Annotated in this window: 15 protein-coding genes; 14 read left to right on the top strand and 1 reads right to left on the bottom strand. The window is 66.5% G+C overall.

Going from position 1 to position 15,060, the window contains the following annotated elements; translation table 11 throughout:
• The 6 genes from NFX52_RS15270 to NFX52_RS15245 form a co-directional block, all read left to right on the top strand.
• The coding region (locus NFX52_RS15270) for a flagellar basal body L-ring protein FlgH (RefSeq protein ID WP_252635711.1) at positions 1–546 on the top strand (546 nt) is incomplete at its 5' end.
• A gap of 265 nt (positions 547–811) precedes the next feature.
• Positions 812–1,963, top strand: a complete 1,152-nt coding sequence (locus tag NFX52_RS15265; RefSeq protein WP_156358724.1) for a flagellar basal body P-ring protein FlgI — start codon at positions 812–814, stop codon at positions 1,961–1,963.
• 15 nt (positions 1,964–1,978) lie between these two features.
• Complete coding sequence (gene flgJ, locus NFX52_RS15260; RefSeq protein ID WP_055398314.1) at positions 1,979–2,899, top strand: flagellar assembly peptidoglycan hydrolase FlgJ; 921 nt, start codon at positions 1,979–1,981, stop codon at positions 2,897–2,899.
• A gap of 175 nt (positions 2,900–3,074) precedes the next feature.
• Positions 3,075–5,051 (top strand): flagellar hook-associated protein FlgK, encoded by a 1,977-nt coding sequence (flgK, locus tag NFX52_RS15255; RefSeq protein ID WP_055398315.1) that lies wholly within the window; start codon positions 3,075–3,077, stop codon positions 5,049–5,051.
• Positions 5,052–5,078: 27 nt separating this feature from the next.
• Positions 5,079–6,332: a flagellar hook-associated protein FlgL gene (gene flgL / locus NFX52_RS15250; RefSeq protein ID WP_055398316.1), complete on the top strand. Its 1,254-nt coding sequence runs from the start codon at positions 5,079–5,081 to the stop codon at positions 6,330–6,332.
• 72 nt (positions 6,333–6,404) lie between these two features.
• Positions 6,405–7,640 (top strand): HDOD domain-containing protein, encoded by a 1,236-nt coding sequence (locus NFX52_RS15245; RefSeq protein WP_055398317.1) that lies wholly within the window; start codon positions 6,405–6,407, stop codon positions 7,638–7,640.
• 149 nt (positions 7,641–7,789) lie between these two features.
• Here NFX52_RS15245 and NFX52_RS15240 read toward each other — a convergent pair whose 3' ends face one another.
• Positions 7,790–9,280: an aminotransferase-like domain-containing protein gene (locus NFX52_RS15240; protein WP_252635710.1), complete on the bottom strand. Its 1,491-nt coding sequence runs from the start codon at positions 9,278–9,280 to the stop codon at positions 7,790–7,792.
• A 147-nt stretch (positions 9,281–9,427) separates the two neighbouring features.
• On the opposite strand from NFX52_RS15240, the gene NFX52_RS15235 reads away from it, so the two are divergent.
• The 8 genes from NFX52_RS15235 (at position 9,428) to NFX52_RS15200 (ending at position 14,972) form a co-directional block, all read left to right on the top strand.
• Entirely contained in the window at positions 9,428–10,042 is a 615-nt protein-coding gene (locus NFX52_RS15235; RefSeq protein WP_055398319.1) for a LysE family translocator, read from the top strand.
• Positions 10,039–10,953: a DMT family transporter gene (locus NFX52_RS15230; RefSeq protein ID WP_055398320.1), complete on the top strand. Its 915-nt coding sequence runs from the start codon at positions 10,039–10,041 to the stop codon at positions 10,951–10,953. The genes NFX52_RS15235 and NFX52_RS15230 overlap by 4 nt, the downstream gene beginning before the upstream one ends.
• A complete protein-coding gene (locus tag NFX52_RS15225; protein ID WP_055398321.1) occupies positions 10,950–11,420 on the top strand; it encodes a RidA family protein in 471 nt (156 codons plus the stop codon). The genes NFX52_RS15230 and NFX52_RS15225 overlap by 4 nt, the downstream gene beginning before the upstream one ends.
• A gap of 5 nt (positions 11,421–11,425) precedes the next feature.
• On the top strand, positions 11,426–11,755 hold the full coding sequence (locus NFX52_RS15220) for a DHCW motif cupin fold protein (RefSeq protein ID WP_252635709.1): 330 nt from the start codon (positions 11,426–11,428) through the stop codon (positions 11,753–11,755).
• A 20-nt stretch (positions 11,756–11,775) separates the two neighbouring features.
• On the top strand, positions 11,776–12,099 hold the full coding sequence (locus NFX52_RS15215) for a cupin domain-containing protein (RefSeq protein WP_082437443.1): 324 nt from the start codon (positions 11,776–11,778) through the stop codon (positions 12,097–12,099).
• The gene (locus NFX52_RS15210) at positions 12,096–13,298 is read left to right on the top strand and encodes an aminotransferase-like domain-containing protein (RefSeq protein ID WP_176887189.1); all 1,203 of its coding nucleotides are present in this window, start codon (positions 12,096–12,098) and stop codon (positions 13,296–13,298) included. Before NFX52_RS15215 ends, NFX52_RS15210 begins: the two co-directional genes overlap by 4 nt.
• Before the next feature lie 169 nt (positions 13,299–13,467).
• Complete coding sequence (locus NFX52_RS15205) at positions 13,468–14,094, top strand: glutathione S-transferase (protein WP_055398324.1); 627 nt, start codon at positions 13,468–13,470, stop codon at positions 14,092–14,094.
• A 14-nt stretch (positions 14,095–14,108) separates the two neighbouring features.
• Positions 14,109–14,972, top strand: a complete 864-nt coding sequence (locus tag NFX52_RS15200) for a PhzF family phenazine biosynthesis protein (protein WP_207402090.1) — start codon at positions 14,109–14,111, stop codon at positions 14,970–14,972.
• Positions 14,973–15,060: the final 88 nt, after the last annotated feature.

Genomic DNA, 15,060 nt, shown 5'->3' with positions numbered 1-15,060 from the left:
CCCCCGGTGACGGGCGGGCTGTTCCACAACGCCAGCTACCGGCCCGCGTTTGAAGACCGCCGCGCGCGCCTGGTGGGCGACAACGTGACCATTCAGATCGTGGAAAACGTGACGGCCAGCCAGAAGTCGTCGTCCACGGTGGACCGCACCTCCGAAGTATCTGCCGGCGTGACCGCCCTGCCCTTCACCAGCAAGACCTTCACCGACAAGCTGGGCGTGGGCGCCAATTCGGGCAATGCGTTCTCCGGCAAGGGCGGCACCGAAAGCGCCAACACCTTCACCGGCTCCATCACCGCCACAGTGGTGGATGTGCTGCCCAACGGCCACCTGGTCATCACTGGCGAAAAGCAGATCGGCGTGAACCAGAACGTGGATGTACTGCGCTTTTCGGGCACGGTGGACCCACGCGCGCTGCAACCCGGCAGCATCGTGAACTCGACCCAGGTCGCCAATGTGCGCGTCGAATCGCGCGGACGCGGCGCACAAAACGAAGCCCAGGCCATGGGCTGGCTGGGCCGGTTCTTCAACACCGTCACGCCGTTCTGACCGCACTGGGCGCACCGCAAGCGCCCAGGTCCCCAGTCCTTCCGGCATCCGACGGACGGCTGGGTGCGTCCTTTCATCACTACAAATTTGATAGCTATTGGCGCATTTAGCACTAGCGCCTCTGGCCGTTTTTACTCAAAAACCGCCGCCCAGAGCGCCTGCGGGCCGTTTCTGCGCGCGCCTTGCCAACGCGGCTTCAGACCCAGCCAATAAGCCGGTGAACCCGCTTCTTTTTGGGTTTTAGTTCTGGCCATGGCCTACCACAATGGATGCCATGAAAGCCTCGTTCCATTCCCTCTTGCCCCGCACCGCGCGCGTGCTGTGGCTGCTGCTGGCCCTGGTAGCCGCAGGGCTGGCAACGCCTGCACAGGCCTTGCGCATCAAGGAAGTGGCGGCGGTGCAGGGCGTGCGCAGCAACCAGTTGACCGGCTACGGTCTGGTGGTAGGGCTGGACGGCACGGGCGACCAGACGACGCAGATGCCCTACACCACGCAGGCCATGTCTAACTACCTGCAGCAGATGGGCATCAGCCTGCCACCCGGCACGGCGTCGCAGCTGCAGCTCAAGAACGTGGCAGCGGTGATCGTCACGGCGCAACTGCCCGCCTTTGCCCAGCCGGGCCAGCAGATCGACGTGAACGTCTCGTCCATGGGCAATGCCAAGTCGCTCAAGGGCGGCACGCTCATCGTCACACCGCTGCGCGGCGCTGACGGCGAGATCTATGCACTGGCCCAGGGCAACATGGTGGTGGGCGGCGCTGGCGCGTCAGCCGGTGGCAGCAAGGTGCAGATCAACCACCTGAGCGCAGGCCGCATTCCGCTCGGTGCGCAGGTGGAACGGGCCGTGCCTACCCCGCTCAACGAAGGCGACACCATCAACCTGGGCCTGAACGCCTCGGACTTCCAGACCGCACGCCGCGTGGCGCAGGCCATCAACACCAAACTGGGTAGCGGCCTGGCCACGGCGCTCGACGGCCGCACCGTGCAAGTGCGCGCACCGCTGGACCCCGGCGCCCGCGTGGGCTTCATCGCCGATCTGGAAGAACTGGCCCTGGAGGCGTCCACTCCCTCGGCCAAGGTCGTCATCAATGCACGCACCGGCTCGGTGGTGCTGAACCAGGCCGTGACGCTGGGCCCCTGCGCCATTGCACACGGCAACCTGTCGATCACCATCAGCTCCACGCCCGTCATCAGCCAGCCCGCTCCACTCTCGCAAGGGCAGACCGTGGTGGCGCAGCAAAGCGACATCCGCATCAACCAGGAACCGGGCAACATCATCCAGATGCCGGCTTCACCCCAGCTGGCAGACGTGGTCAAGGCGCTCAACACGCTGGGGGCCACGCCGGGCGACCTGCTGGCCATCCTGCAGGCCATCAAGGCCGCCGGCGCCCTCAACGCCGAGCTGGAAGTGATCTGACCCCGGGGAGCAACCATGGCCCTCACCCTGCCCTCGTCCAGCACCACCAGCAGCACGTCCAATGCGCTGGCGGTGGACATCCGCTCGCTCAATTCGCTCAAGTACGACGCGGGCACGGCCAACAACGCCCAGACCACGCGCGAGGTCGCCAAGCAGTTCGAGTCGCTGTTCATGCGCGAGCTGATCAAGAGCATGCGCGACGCCACGATGAAATCCGGCCTCATGGAAGGCGAGCAGGCCAACCTGGGCCAGGACATGCTGGACCAGCAGCTCTCGGTCAGCATGTCGGGCCAGCAGGGCGGGCTGTCTGAAGCGATTGCACGCCAGCTCTCGCGCCAGATGGGCGGGGCCGACGCGAATTTCTCCGTGCCCTCCACACTGAGCCTGCCGCAGGCGCTGCCCCGCGCAGCGTCCTCGGCCACCGGCACACCGGCCGAGGCCACTGGAACCGCGCCCAAGGGCCGCGATGGTTTTGTGCAGCACCTCTCGGGCACCGCCGAGCGCGTGGCCCAGGAGAGCGGCATTCCCGCTAGCTTCATGCTGGGCCAGGCTGGCCACGAAACCGGCTGGGGCAAGAGCGAGATCAAACACAAGGACGGCTCCAACTCGTTCAACCTGTTCGGCATCAAGGCCGGCAAGGGCTGGACAGGCAAGGTGGCCGAGATCACCACCACCGAATACATCAACGGCAAGGCCCAGAAGGTGACGGCGAAGTTCCGCGCCTACGACTCGTACGAGGATTCGTTCCGGGACTACGCAAAGCTCATCAAGGACAGCCCGCGCTACGAGAAGGCCGAATCCGTCGCCCAGTCCGGCTCGGCCATGGCCTATGCCTCGGCGCTGCAAAAGGCGGGCTACGCCACCGACCCCGAGTACGCCAAAAAGCTCGGTGGTGCCATCAATAGCGTGCTGCGCACGCTGCGCGCGCAGGCTTGACCATGCAAACACCCCCTGAGTCGCTTCGCGCCTTCCCCCTCTCTCGCTTCGCGGGAGGGGGACGCCCCCAGCGCGGCGGGGCGGCCCTTGCGCGGGGGCGCTGGCCAGGGCCGCGCCAGTCTCACGCGCTGGGGGTGCAGGCAGCGCTGGGGATCACTGAAATGCGAGGTGAGTCATGAGCTTGCTCAACGTCGGCGCCCGCGCCCTGTTGGCCAACCAGGTGGCGCTGCAGACGGCGGGCCACAACATTGCCAACGTCAACACGCCCGGCTATTCGCGCCAGACCGTGGTGCTGCAGACCGTGCAGGGCCAGTTCACAGGCGGCGGCTACATCGGCCAGGGCGTGGATGTGCAGACCATCCTGCGCAACCAGAGCGAGCTGCTCACGCGCCAGTCGGCCACGGCGGGCTCGGTGCAGTCGTCCGACATCGTGCGGGCCGAGCGCCTGCGCCAGCTGCAGGAGGTCTTCAGCGGCGGCACGGCGGGCCTGGGTGCAGCCATCAATGACATGATGAATGCGTTCTCGGACGTGGTGAGCGCCCCCACGGACATCACTGCGCGCACCGTGGTGCTCACGCGCATGGACGAAACCGCCTCGCGCATGCGTGCGGCCGCCGACCGCATCAACGAAATCCAGTACACCGTAACCGAACAGCTGCAAAGCAGCATCACCGCCGTCAACAGCCTGGCCGGGCAGATGGCCAGCGTGAACGAGCAGATCGCGCGCGCCAAGGGCAATGGCCAGACTCCGAACGACCTGCTGGACCAGCGCGACCAGATCATCCGCGACATCAACCAGTACGTGCAGACCACGCAGATCCCAGCTGACGATGGCACCGTGGGCCTGTTTGTGGCGGGCAGCCAGCCGCTGGTGCTGGGCACCACGGCCACCAGCCTGTCCATCGATGACGCGACGGCCTTCCCCGGCAGCGGCCAGATCAAGCTGTTCTTCAACCGGCCCGGTGCGCCAGCCGTGGAGATGGACGAGAACGTGCTCGGCGGGGGCTCGATGTCGGGCCTGCTGCGCTTTAACAACAACGATCTGGCCGAAGGGCGCAACCTGCTGGGCCGCATGGCCATGGCCATCGGCATGACGATGAACGACCAGCACAACCTGGGCCTGACGCTGGACGGTGCGCTGGGCAAGGACCTGTTCGCGCTGCCCGCCAGCATGCCGGGCCACACCAACGGCGCGGGCGTGGGCACGGTGTCCTTCACCGGCCCCACGGAGTTCGCGGCGTCGGACTACGAAATCCGCTTTACCACCGGCACGGCCGGGCAGGTGGTGCGCTTGTCGGACGGCACGTCCACCCCGTTCACCGACGCGGCCAACCTGGCCACGCTGCAGATCGACGGCCTGAACTTCAACCTGACCACGCCCGGCAACCCCGGCGAGCGCATGTTGTTCAAGCCGTTCAGCACCGCGGCGGCCAACATCCAGTCGCTGGTGTACTCACCGCGTGATCTGGCTGCCGCCAACCCCATCAACGCGGCCATGGGCACCTCCAACGGCGGCACGCTGCAGCTGGCGGGCCTCAAAGCCACGGGCCTGCCCAACCCGCCGGGGCTGGTGCTGCCGCCCAACGCCAACCCGGCGGCGTTGCCCCCCATCCTGGGCGGTATCCAGCTGCAGTTCACGGCCGGCCCGCCCACCACATACGACGTGCTGGACCGGGGCACTGCGCCACCCACCACCATTGCCGCCGCGCAGCCCTACACGCCGGGTGCACCCATCTCGATCAACGGTTGGGAGATCAAGCTGCAGGGCAGCCCCAACACGGGCGACACCGTCGTGATCGGCAATGCATCGGACCCGCAGTACGGCGACATCTTCACGCGCAACGCGGGCAACGCGAGTGCGCTCATGGGCCTGCGGGACGTGAAGATGTTCGACGAGTCCACACTCTCCGACGGCTACGCTGGGGCCATGGCCCAGGTGGGCACCCGCACCCAGAGCGCGCTGTTCGCGGCCGAGCTGTCCACCACCATAGCGGCCAACCTGGAACGGGACCGTACGGCGATTTCGGGCGTGAACCTGGACGAGGAGGCTGCAAGGCTGATCCAATACCAGCAGGCGTACCAGGCATCGTCCAAAATGATCCAGATTGCGCAAAACATCTTTGACTCGCTGCTGCAGGGCCTCGGCCGCTGACCGCGGGACAGGAGTTAGGAGTTCGACATGAGTAACAGCATCTACCGCCTTGGCACGGCAAACATGTATGACAACGCGCTGCGCAACCTGGGCACGCGCCAGACCAACCTGTCGAACCTGCAGGAGAACCTGACCTCGGGCAAACGCGTGGTGCGGGCCAGCGATGACCCCGTGTCGGCCGCGCAGGCCGAACGCGCCATCAACCGGCTGGCGCGCATCCAGACCGAGCAGCGCGCACTGGAAACGCAGCGCAACGCCATCGCGCAGGCCGAGTCCGCCCTGGGCGACGCAGTGGACCTGGTGCAGAACTTCCGCGAACTGGTGGTGAACGCCGGCAGTGCGGCCCTGACCCCCAACGACCGCAACACCATCGCCAACCAGCTGCAAGGCCTGCGCGAGCAGCTGCTGGAAGTAGCCAACCGCAAGGACACAAACGGCGTTCCCCTGCTCAGCGCCCTGGGCAGCGCGCTCGCGCCGTTCCTCGGCCCCCTGAGCACCAGCCCCGACTACAGCTTTGAAGGACTGCCTGGCCAGACAGCCAGCAGTGGCGTGTCGATTCCCAACACCCTGGATGGCGAAGCCGCCTTCATGTTCGACCCGCAGCGCGATGGTGTCTACACCGCAGGTGTCAGCGCCATTCCCTCCAGCCGCTTCCTCAACACCACGGCGGTCACCCCCGTGGACCCGAGCCTGGTAACGGGCGACAACTACACCATCACCTTCAGCGCGGTCGGCCCGGGTGCCACACCCGGCACCACCACCGCCACCTACACGCTCACCAACACCACCACAGGCGCCGTGTCACCGGCCGTTGTGGTGCCCGACTATCCCACCGACAAGCCAGTGACCATCGCCATCACCAGCATCCCGGGCCTGAGCTTCGACATCAAGGGCAACCCCGCCACCGGGGACACCATTACCCTGCAGCCCAGCCCGAGCATGTTCAGCACCCTGGACAACGCGATCCGCGACATCCGCAGCGCCCCCGACAGCAATGCGGCGGCGCAGGCAGTGGGGCAGGCCCTGGGCAACATGGACATTGGCCTGGAACGCCTGCACAACATGCGCGGCTATGCGGGCGAGCTGCTCAACCGTGCGGACCGCATCACGGGCGACCAGGAAAAGCGCTCCATCCAGCTCGAAGGCGACCGCTCGCGGGCCGAGGATCTCGATATGATCCAGGGAATTTCAGACTTCCAGAACCAGCAGGTGGGCTACGAGGCAGCACTCAAGTCCTATGCGCAGGTTCAGAAGCTCTCCCTGTTCAATTTCATCAGTTAAAGCGGGCCTGCCCACGCTGCACAGCCCCGGGCGGGGACAGGCCCCAACGACGAGACAACCGCCTAAGAGCACATGGTCCAATCTGTCCTTGGCAGCCTGATTCTGGGTTACCGCCCTTTGTGGAACCGCGCCCGCAAGCTCGCGGCGATCCAGCTTTATGTGCACAGCGAGGCTTCGGCCCTGGTCGATACCGCCCACCTGCTGCGCACGCTGCAGGAGTTGTGGTCCGCCAGTTCTCCCCCGATTCTGCTGTCCCCCCAAAACCACCAGCTGCTGTCCAACATGCTGGAGCACGCGCCACGTGGCGCGCCGTGGATCGAGGTGCGCGGCAACTGGCTGTCCGACTCCACCATCTATGCGCTGGTCAAGGCCGCCCACCAGCGGGGCCTGAAGCTCGTGTGGCGCGGCGAGCTGGGTCGGCTGCCCGAGCCCGACATTGCCCAGTGCTTTGACAACAGCCTGCTCACCCTGCGCCCCGAAGACGCCGTGGCGGCCCTGAAGGCGGCCCCTGCCGCCCGCCCTGGCGCCCCCCCCACGCAGCCCGCGCGCACCACCAGCCCGGTGCTGGCCGGGCAGATGTACGAGAACATTGCCAGCCGCGCGCTCATGGAGCATTGCCTGGACCAGCACAACGCCCTGGCACTGGCCGGCTGGCCCACGGAAGATGTTCTCTACAGCCTGCGCCACCATCCCCAGCAACCGTCGCACGCGGTGATCTTCAAGCTCATGAAGGCCATCGACGCAGAGCAGTCGCTGGAAACCTTTGAAGACATCATGGGCCAGGACCCGATCCTGGCGTACCGCTTCATGGTGTACACCAACTCTGCGGCCCTGGGCCTGCGCACGGGCATCGATTCGCTGCGCCGGGGCCTGGTGATGATGGGCTACGGCTCCATCAAGCGCTGGCTGTCCGACCAGCTGCCCCATGCCAGCACCGACCCCAACATGCAGCCGGTGCGCGAGGCCATGGTGATGCGTGCCCAACTCACCGCACAGCTGCTCGACGCGGGCGTGGAGAACGACCTGCGCCGCGAAATCTACCTGTGTGGCCTGCTGTCGCAGATCGACGACCTGCTGGGGGAGCCACTGGGCACCATCCTGCGCCGTCTGCCCTTGTCTGAGCGCATCTATGACGCCACGGTGCTGCGCACCGGCCCCTACACCGGTGGCCTGCAGATGGCCTGCGCGCTGGAGACGGACGACGCCAGTGCCATTCGCAACCTTTGCGAGACGTTCGAGCTGGACCTGGAAGAGGTCAACCGCGCGCTGCTGCGGGTGCTGGCCGACCTGGAAGTAGAGAGAAGGTAGAGCCCCCCTGAGCCGCTGCGCGTCTTCCCCCAAGGGGGACGCCACCAGTGGCCCGGCAAAGCCGGTTCCACGGTGGCACTGGCTGGGGCCGCGCCAGTATTTGCCAACAGCGCCAGTCTGGGACATGGGCTCAAAGGCAGTGGGTCAGCTCACCGTGCCTGCTCATCGCGCACCCGCGCAAAAGTCTTCCAGAACGCCGCCTCCTGCGTGGTGGCAAAGTTGATGCGCATGAGCGTGCTGGGTTTGCGCTCTGCATGGAACAGCGCGCCGGGCGCCAGCAGGTAGCCTTCGTCGAGCATGCGCTGCGACAGCGCGTCGGTGTCCACCCCCGTCTCCACCCAGCCAAACAGGCCCACGGGCTCGGCCGCAAAGGTGCAGCCCGCGCCCAGCGCCAGCTTCACGCTGCGCGCGCGCGCAGCGTCGAGCCGCGTGCGGATGCGCTCGGCGTGGCGGCGCAGTTGGCCCTGTTCGATGCACAGGGCCAGGGCTTTTTCCAGCAGCGCGGGCGTGGTCAGCGTGGCCAGCAGTTTGGTGTCCAGCAATTGCTCCACCAGCGCGGGCGGTGCGGCCATGAAACCGATGCGCCAGTTGGGCGCGAGGATCTTGGCAAAGCCGCTCACGTAGATGGTGCGCTGCAGCCCATCGAGCGCCGTGAGGCGCGTGGCGTGCTCGGGCGCGATGTGGCTGTAGGTATCGTCCTCCACCACATGGAAGTTGTACTGGTTGGCCAGCTGCAGGATGCGATGCGCGCTGCCCGGCGACAAGCAGTAGCCCGTGGGGTTGTGGAACACACTCACGCTCACGTAGAGCTTGGGCTGGTGCACCTTGCAGTACTTCGCCATGACCTCCAGATCCGGCCCATCGGCACGGCGCGGCACCGGCAGGATGTGCATGCCCAGGGCCGCCAGTCGCGCAAACTCCACGGCCCAACCGGGCTCCTCCACCATCACCGGGTCGCCCGGGCGCAGCAGCGTGCGGCTCACGATGTCGAGCGCGTGCGTGGCACCCACGGTGGTGATGATGTTTTCGGGGGCCGCATGCACGTTCAGCGTGGCCAGCTTCTTGGACAGCACCCGGCGCAGCCCCGTATCGCCCAGAGGCTCGCCGTACTGCAGCGAAAAATCATTCAACGCGCGTGTGCTGGTCACCTTGCGCACAGCGGCGGGCATGAACGTGGACTCCAGCCAGGCGGGCGGAAACACCCCCATGCCGGGCTGCGGCTTGTCGCTGATCTTGTGGAACATGCCCCGGATCAGCGCCGTAGCGTTGACGGGCGATGCCCCCCGCGCAGCACCGCGCCCGGCGCCCCGCGCGGCAAACCAGTGCGCGGTGCTCCAGTTGCCCATGGCACGCTCGACCTCCTGGGCGCCCGCGTCGTCGTCGTCAGCGCCCCTGTCCAGCAACCCGTTGGCCATCTCACGCACAAAAAAGCCCCGGTTCTTGCGTGCCTCCACCAGCCCCTGCGCCAGCAATTGGTCGTACGCTGCCACCACAGTGGAAGGGCTGACGCCATGCTGCTGCGCGCACTGCCGCACAGAAGGCAGGCGCGCGCCGGGTGCCAGCAGCCGGTTGCGGATGCGCTCGCCAAAACGCGCCGACAGCTGCTCGGTCAGCGACTGGGTGGTGGTTTTCATCAGCATGGCGGTGTCCTTGTGTACTGTTATGACGGCCAATACAGATCACGAACTGCGCTGTTTAACTGTATTGGTTGTGTACTGGCATCGAAGATTACATTGAAGCCCAGGCGCTGACAAGCCACCCGCAAAAAAGCCCGGACACACCTGCCCATGACCGCCCCCGAACTGACTGCCTTGCTGCTGTTCTGCACCGCGATGAGTTTTTCGCCGGGGCCCAACACCACCTTGTCCACTGCGCTGGCCGCGAACCTGGGCCTCAAGCGCGCCCTGCGCTTTTGCTTTGCAGTGCCCACAGGCTGGACGCTGCTCATGCTGGGCAGCGGCCTGGGCCTGGGCGCCCTGATCACCGGAGTGCCCGCGCTGCGCTGGGCCGTAACGCTGTTGGGCGTGGCCTACATGCTCTGGCTGGCCTGGAAGCTCAGCCGGGCAGGCAAGATGACCGAGATCGACACCACGCGCCTGAACGTGACCTTCTGGCAGGGCGTGGGCCTGCAGTTCGTGAACATCAAGGCCTGGATGCTGGCGCTCACGCTCAGCGCAGGCTGGGTGGTCAACGCCGCAGGCCAGCCCTCGACCAATCCGGGCGAGCGCCTGGCCATCATCTGCGGGGTGATGATGGTGTTTGCCTTCACCAGCAACTTTGCCTACGCGCTCATCGGCTCGCTGCTGCGCCAGTGGCTGGCACAGGGCCGCCGCCTGCTCTGGTTCAACCGCGCCTTGGCCATGGTGCTGGTGGTCACCGCTGTATGGATGCTCACGATATGAACCACGCACAAGAGCGCGAAGCGCTGATCTGGGGGCTGGTGGGTGTGACATTGTTCGCCGCCACCCTGCCGATGACCCGCCTCGCCGTGGGGCCCACCGACGCGCCCCAGCTGTCGCCCTGGTTCGTCACATTCGGTCGCGCTGCCGTGGCAGGGCTGCTGTCCATCGCCTACCTGTGGCTGCAGCATGCCCGTGGGCGCCTCAACCTGCCGCAGAAAGCAGAATGGCCGCTGCTGGCCATCACGGCCTTTGGCGTGATCGTGGGATTTCCGCTGTTTCTGGCTCTGGCGCTGCGCCATGTGCCCAGCACGCATGGGGCCGTGGTCACCGCGTTGCTGCCACTGTCCACCGCCTTGCTCGGCGCGCTGTGGTACCGGCAAAGGCCCTCCGCCGGATTCTGGGCCTGCGCGGTGCTGGGCAGCAGCCTGGTGCTGGGCTTCATGGTGTGGCGGGCCGGTGGCATCTACCTGGGTGCAGCCAACATCTACCTGCTCATTGCCATGACCACGGGCGCGTTCGGCTACATCGGCGGCGCCCGCCTCACGCCAAGGCTAGGGGCCGAGCAGGTCATCTGCTGGGTACTGGTGTGCTCCCTGCCGCTGACCATTCCTATCGCATGGTGGTTTGCACCGGCCGTGCCCTCGGCCATCGGCGGCATGGCCTGGCTGGGCTTTGTCTACGTGGCGCTGTTCTCGATGTGGATCGGCTTTTTTGCCTGGTACCGGGCGCTGGCACTGGGTGCCGTGCGCGTGAGCCAGATCCAGCTGATCCAGCCCTTCCTGAGCCTGCTCTTCGCCGTGCCGCTGCTGGGAGAGCGGCTGGATACCGTCACGGTGGTGTTTGCGCTGGCCGTGATTGCCACCGTGTTTGTGGGCAAGAAGATGCCCGTTCACCAAGGAGCCGCCACATGACCTCCATCGACCCGGAACAACGCCTGCAGCAGCTGGGCCTGGTGTTGCCCACCGTGACCGCACCCCGTGGCAACTTCGACGCCTATGTGCTCGACGGCAACACGCTGTACCTGTCGGGCAAGGGCGCTCCCGCCCGCGAAGACATGGCCACCGTGCCCAAGGTAGGGCGCGAAATCAGCGCCACAGAAGCCAGGGACCATGCCCGCGAGGTGGGACTGCATCTGATCGCGACGATGAAGGCTGCACTGGGCGACCTCTCGCGGGTGCGCCGCGTGGTCAAGGTGCTGGGCATGGTCAACGCCACCCCCGACTTCATGCAGCACACCGAGGTCATCAACGGCTGCTCGGACCTGCTGGTCGAGGTGTTCGGCGACGCGGGGCGGCATGCGCGCTCTGCCGTGGGCGTAGGCTCCCTGCCGCGTGGCTTCGCGGTGGAGATTGAAGCGGTGGTTTCCGTGAAAAACTGACAGCCATGCAGATACACAACATCCCGTTTGCCACCACCGACTGGTCCAGCATTCCCCGCGAAGAAAAAAGCGCACAGGCAGGCCAGGCCTTCTGGCGCACGCAGCAGTTCGGCGACATGCGCGTGCGCATGGTTGAGTACACGGCCGGATACGTTTCGGACCACTGGTGTGTCAAGGGCCATGTGCTGCTGTGCCTCAGCGGAGAATTGCACACCGAGCTGGCCGGCGGCCGCCGTTTCACGCTGACGCCGGGCATGAGCTACCAGGTGGCGGACAACGCCGAGCCCCACCGTTCCAGCTCACCCCAAGGGGCAACCCTGTTCATCGTGGACTGACCAGGAAGAGGGGAACGCCTGTGAAATACTCCGTGGAACACGCATTGCAGCAGCTACCTGGCCCGGGCGGTGAGCGGTTCGTGGAAATCTTGCGCCACGGCAGCATGCGAACGGAGCTGTATGCGCCACGCGGCCACGACCCGCAGCAGCCGCACGCGCAGGACGAGTTGTATTTCGTCCAGCGTGGGAGCGGAGAATTCGTGCAAGGTGAAGCCCGCCACCACTTCGCGGCCGGAGATGCCTTTTTTGTACCTGCGGGACAGCACCACCGCTTTGAGAATTTTTCTGACGACTTTGCAACATGGGTAGTCTTTTGGGGACCGCCCGGAGGAGAACGAGAGTGAAACTGAACGACCTTCCACAGACCAGCACCTGGACCCTGGCGCGCCGCGCCGAGCGCATGAACCCTTCGGTCATCCGCGAAATCCTCAAGGTCACGGAAAAGCCCGGCATCATCAGCCTGGCGGGCGGCCTGCCCTCGCCCAAGACCTTCCCGGTGTCGGCCTTTGCCGAAGCCTCGGCCGCAGTGCTGGCCAATGACGGCCCCGCCGCCCTGCAATACGCCGCCAGCGAAGGGTATGCCCCGCTGCGCCAGGCCATCGCGGACTTCCTGCCCTGGGATGTGGATGCCGACCAGGTGCTCATCACCACTGGCTCGCAGCAGGCGCTGGACCTGATCGCCAAGGTGCTGATCGACACCGACAGCCGCGTGCTGGTGGAAACACCCACCTACCTGGGCGCGCTGCAGGCCTTCACGCCCATGGAGCCTGCCGTGGTGTCCGTGGCCAGCGATGACGAAGGTGTGCTCATCGACGACCTGAAGGCCAAGGTGGGCACGGGTGCCAACAAGGCGCGCTTTTTGTACGTGCTGCCCAACTTCCAGAACCCCACGGGCCGCACCATGAGCGAAGCACGTCGCGCCGCCCTGGTGCAGGCTGCCGCTGAACTGAATCTGCCGCTGGTGGAAGACAACCCCTACGGCGACCTGTGGTTTGACAACCCGCCACCCGCCCCGCTCACCGCCCGCAACCCTGAAGGCTGCATCTACATGGGCTCGTTCTCCAAGGTGCTGGCACCCGGCCTGCGCCTGGGTTTTGTGGTGGCGCCCAAGGCGGTTTACCCCAAGCTGCTGCAGGCCAAGCAGGCCGCCGACCTGCACACGCCCGGCTACAACCAGCGCCTGGTGGCCGAGGTGATGAAGGGCAATTTCCTGGACCGCCACGTGCCCACCATCCGCGCGCTGTACAAGCAGCAGTGCGAGGCCATGCTGGCCGCGCTCGACAAGGAAATGCAGGGCCTCGGTGTGCAGTGGAACCGCCCCGATGGCGGCATGTTCCTGTGGGTGCGCTTGCCCGAAGGCATGAGTGCCGTCGAACTGCTGCCCAAGGCGGTGGAGCGCAACGTGGCCTTCGTGCCCGGCGCGGCGTTTTATGCCGACAACGCCGACCCGCGCACACTGCGCCTGTCGTTCGTCACATCGACGGTAGAGCAGATTGCCACCGGCATTGCTGCGCTGGCAGCGGCAATCCGCGATAACAAGTGAACAACCCCCTGTGGCGCTGCGCGCCTTCCCCCTTCTCTGACATCGCTGTGCGATGCGGAAGGGGGACGCCGCCAGCGCGGCGGGGCGGCCCTTGCGCGGCGGCCGCTGGCCGGGCCACGCCCGCTTCATACATCACAGTTCGTTCAACGCACATGAAAGTTGATTCAACATGCTGAGGCTCTGGGGGCGCCTGTCGTCCATCAACGTGCGCAAGGTGGTGTGGGCTGCGCAAGAACTCGGTATCACGGTGCAGCGCACCGACGCGGGCGGCCAGTTCGGGCTGGTGCGCGAGGCCGACTATCTGCAGCGCAATCCCAATGGCCTGGTGCCGCTGATGGAAGACGACGAGACCAGCACCGTGTTGTGGGAATCCAACCCCATCGTGCGCTACTTGTGCGCGCGGCACTCGCCGGGCGAGCTGTACCCTGAAACCTTGCGTGAGCGCTTTGTGGCCGAGCAGTGGATGGACTGGCAGCAGACCACCCTGAACCCGGCCGGGCGCGATGCCTTTGTGCAGTGGATACGCACCCCAGCGGCCCAGCGGGACGACGGGCTGATTGCAGCATCCGTGGCGGCCACGGAGCCTCTGATGGGACTGCTGGATGCGCATCTGGCGCGCCAGCCCTTCATGGCGGGCGACCGGTTCACCATGGCGGACATCCCTGTGGCCTGCGAGATCCACCGATGGTGGGGCCTGCCACAAGAACGTGTGGCGCGCCCTCACCTGGAGCGGTGGTACAACACGGTCAGCACCCGGCCCGGCGCACGCGGGGTGCTGGACCAGCCCCTGTCGTGATCCCGGAGCCCCCCATGCACCAGCGTCCCTTCAAGCAAATCGATGTGTTCAGCGATCGCCCGGGTTTTGGCAACCCGGTCGCCGTGGTGCTGGATGCCGAGGGCCTGAGCGACAGCGACATGCGCCGCTTTGCGGCGTGGACCAACCTGTCGGAAACCACCTTTCTGCTGCCCGCCACCGAGGCCGGGCGCGCCGCGGGTGCCGACTACCGCCTGCGCATCTTCAGCCCCAATGGCGAACTTCCCTTTGCGGGGCACCCCACGCTGGGCACCTGCCATGCGTGGCTGCAGGCGCGCAACACGCCACGCCAGCAGGGCATGGTGATCCAGGAGTGCGCGCTGGGTTTGGTGCGTATCGCGCAGGCCGATGGCACCCTGGCCTTTGCCGCCCCGCCCCTGAAGCGCAGCGCGCCCAGCCCGGCCCTGGTGCCGCTGATTGCGAGCGCGCTGGGCCTGCGCCCCCCGCAGATCCTGGGGGCACAACTGCTGGACAACGGCCCAGTGTGGCTGGGCCTGCTGCTCGACAGCGCGGACACCGTGCTGGGCCTGCGGCCGGACCACGCGCGCCTGAAAGACCTGGGCCAGGACGTGGGCGTGATCCATGTCGGCCCCAACGCCAGCGACACCGCCCAGCCCGGCGTGGTGGTGCGCGCCTTTGCCGCCCCCATGGGCAACCCCGAAGACCCGGTCACCGGCACCTTGAACGCCAGCTTGGCCGAGTGGCTGATTGCCGATGGCCTGGCGCCACGCAGCTATCTGGTCGCCCAGGGTGAATGCCTGGGCCGCGCCGGCCGCGTGCACATCCGCCAGGACAACGATCACCAGATCTGGGTGGGCGGGCGCGCAGTCACCTGCATCGAGGGCACGGTGCTGCTATGAATTTGATGGCTTCCGTGCCGCGCCCCAGCGGCTGAATTTCACGCCTGCGGGCTCCTGACGGGGCCTACCGAATCCACACCAAAAACAC

Source organism: Acidovorax facilis (assembly GCF_023913775.1).
Classification (GTDB): domain Bacteria; phylum Pseudomonadota; class Gammaproteobacteria; order Burkholderiales; family Burkholderiaceae_C; genus Acidovorax; species Acidovorax facilis.
The sequence above is the reverse complement of the archived record's forward strand: the minus strand, read 5'-3'. Positions and strand labels throughout refer to the sequence as shown.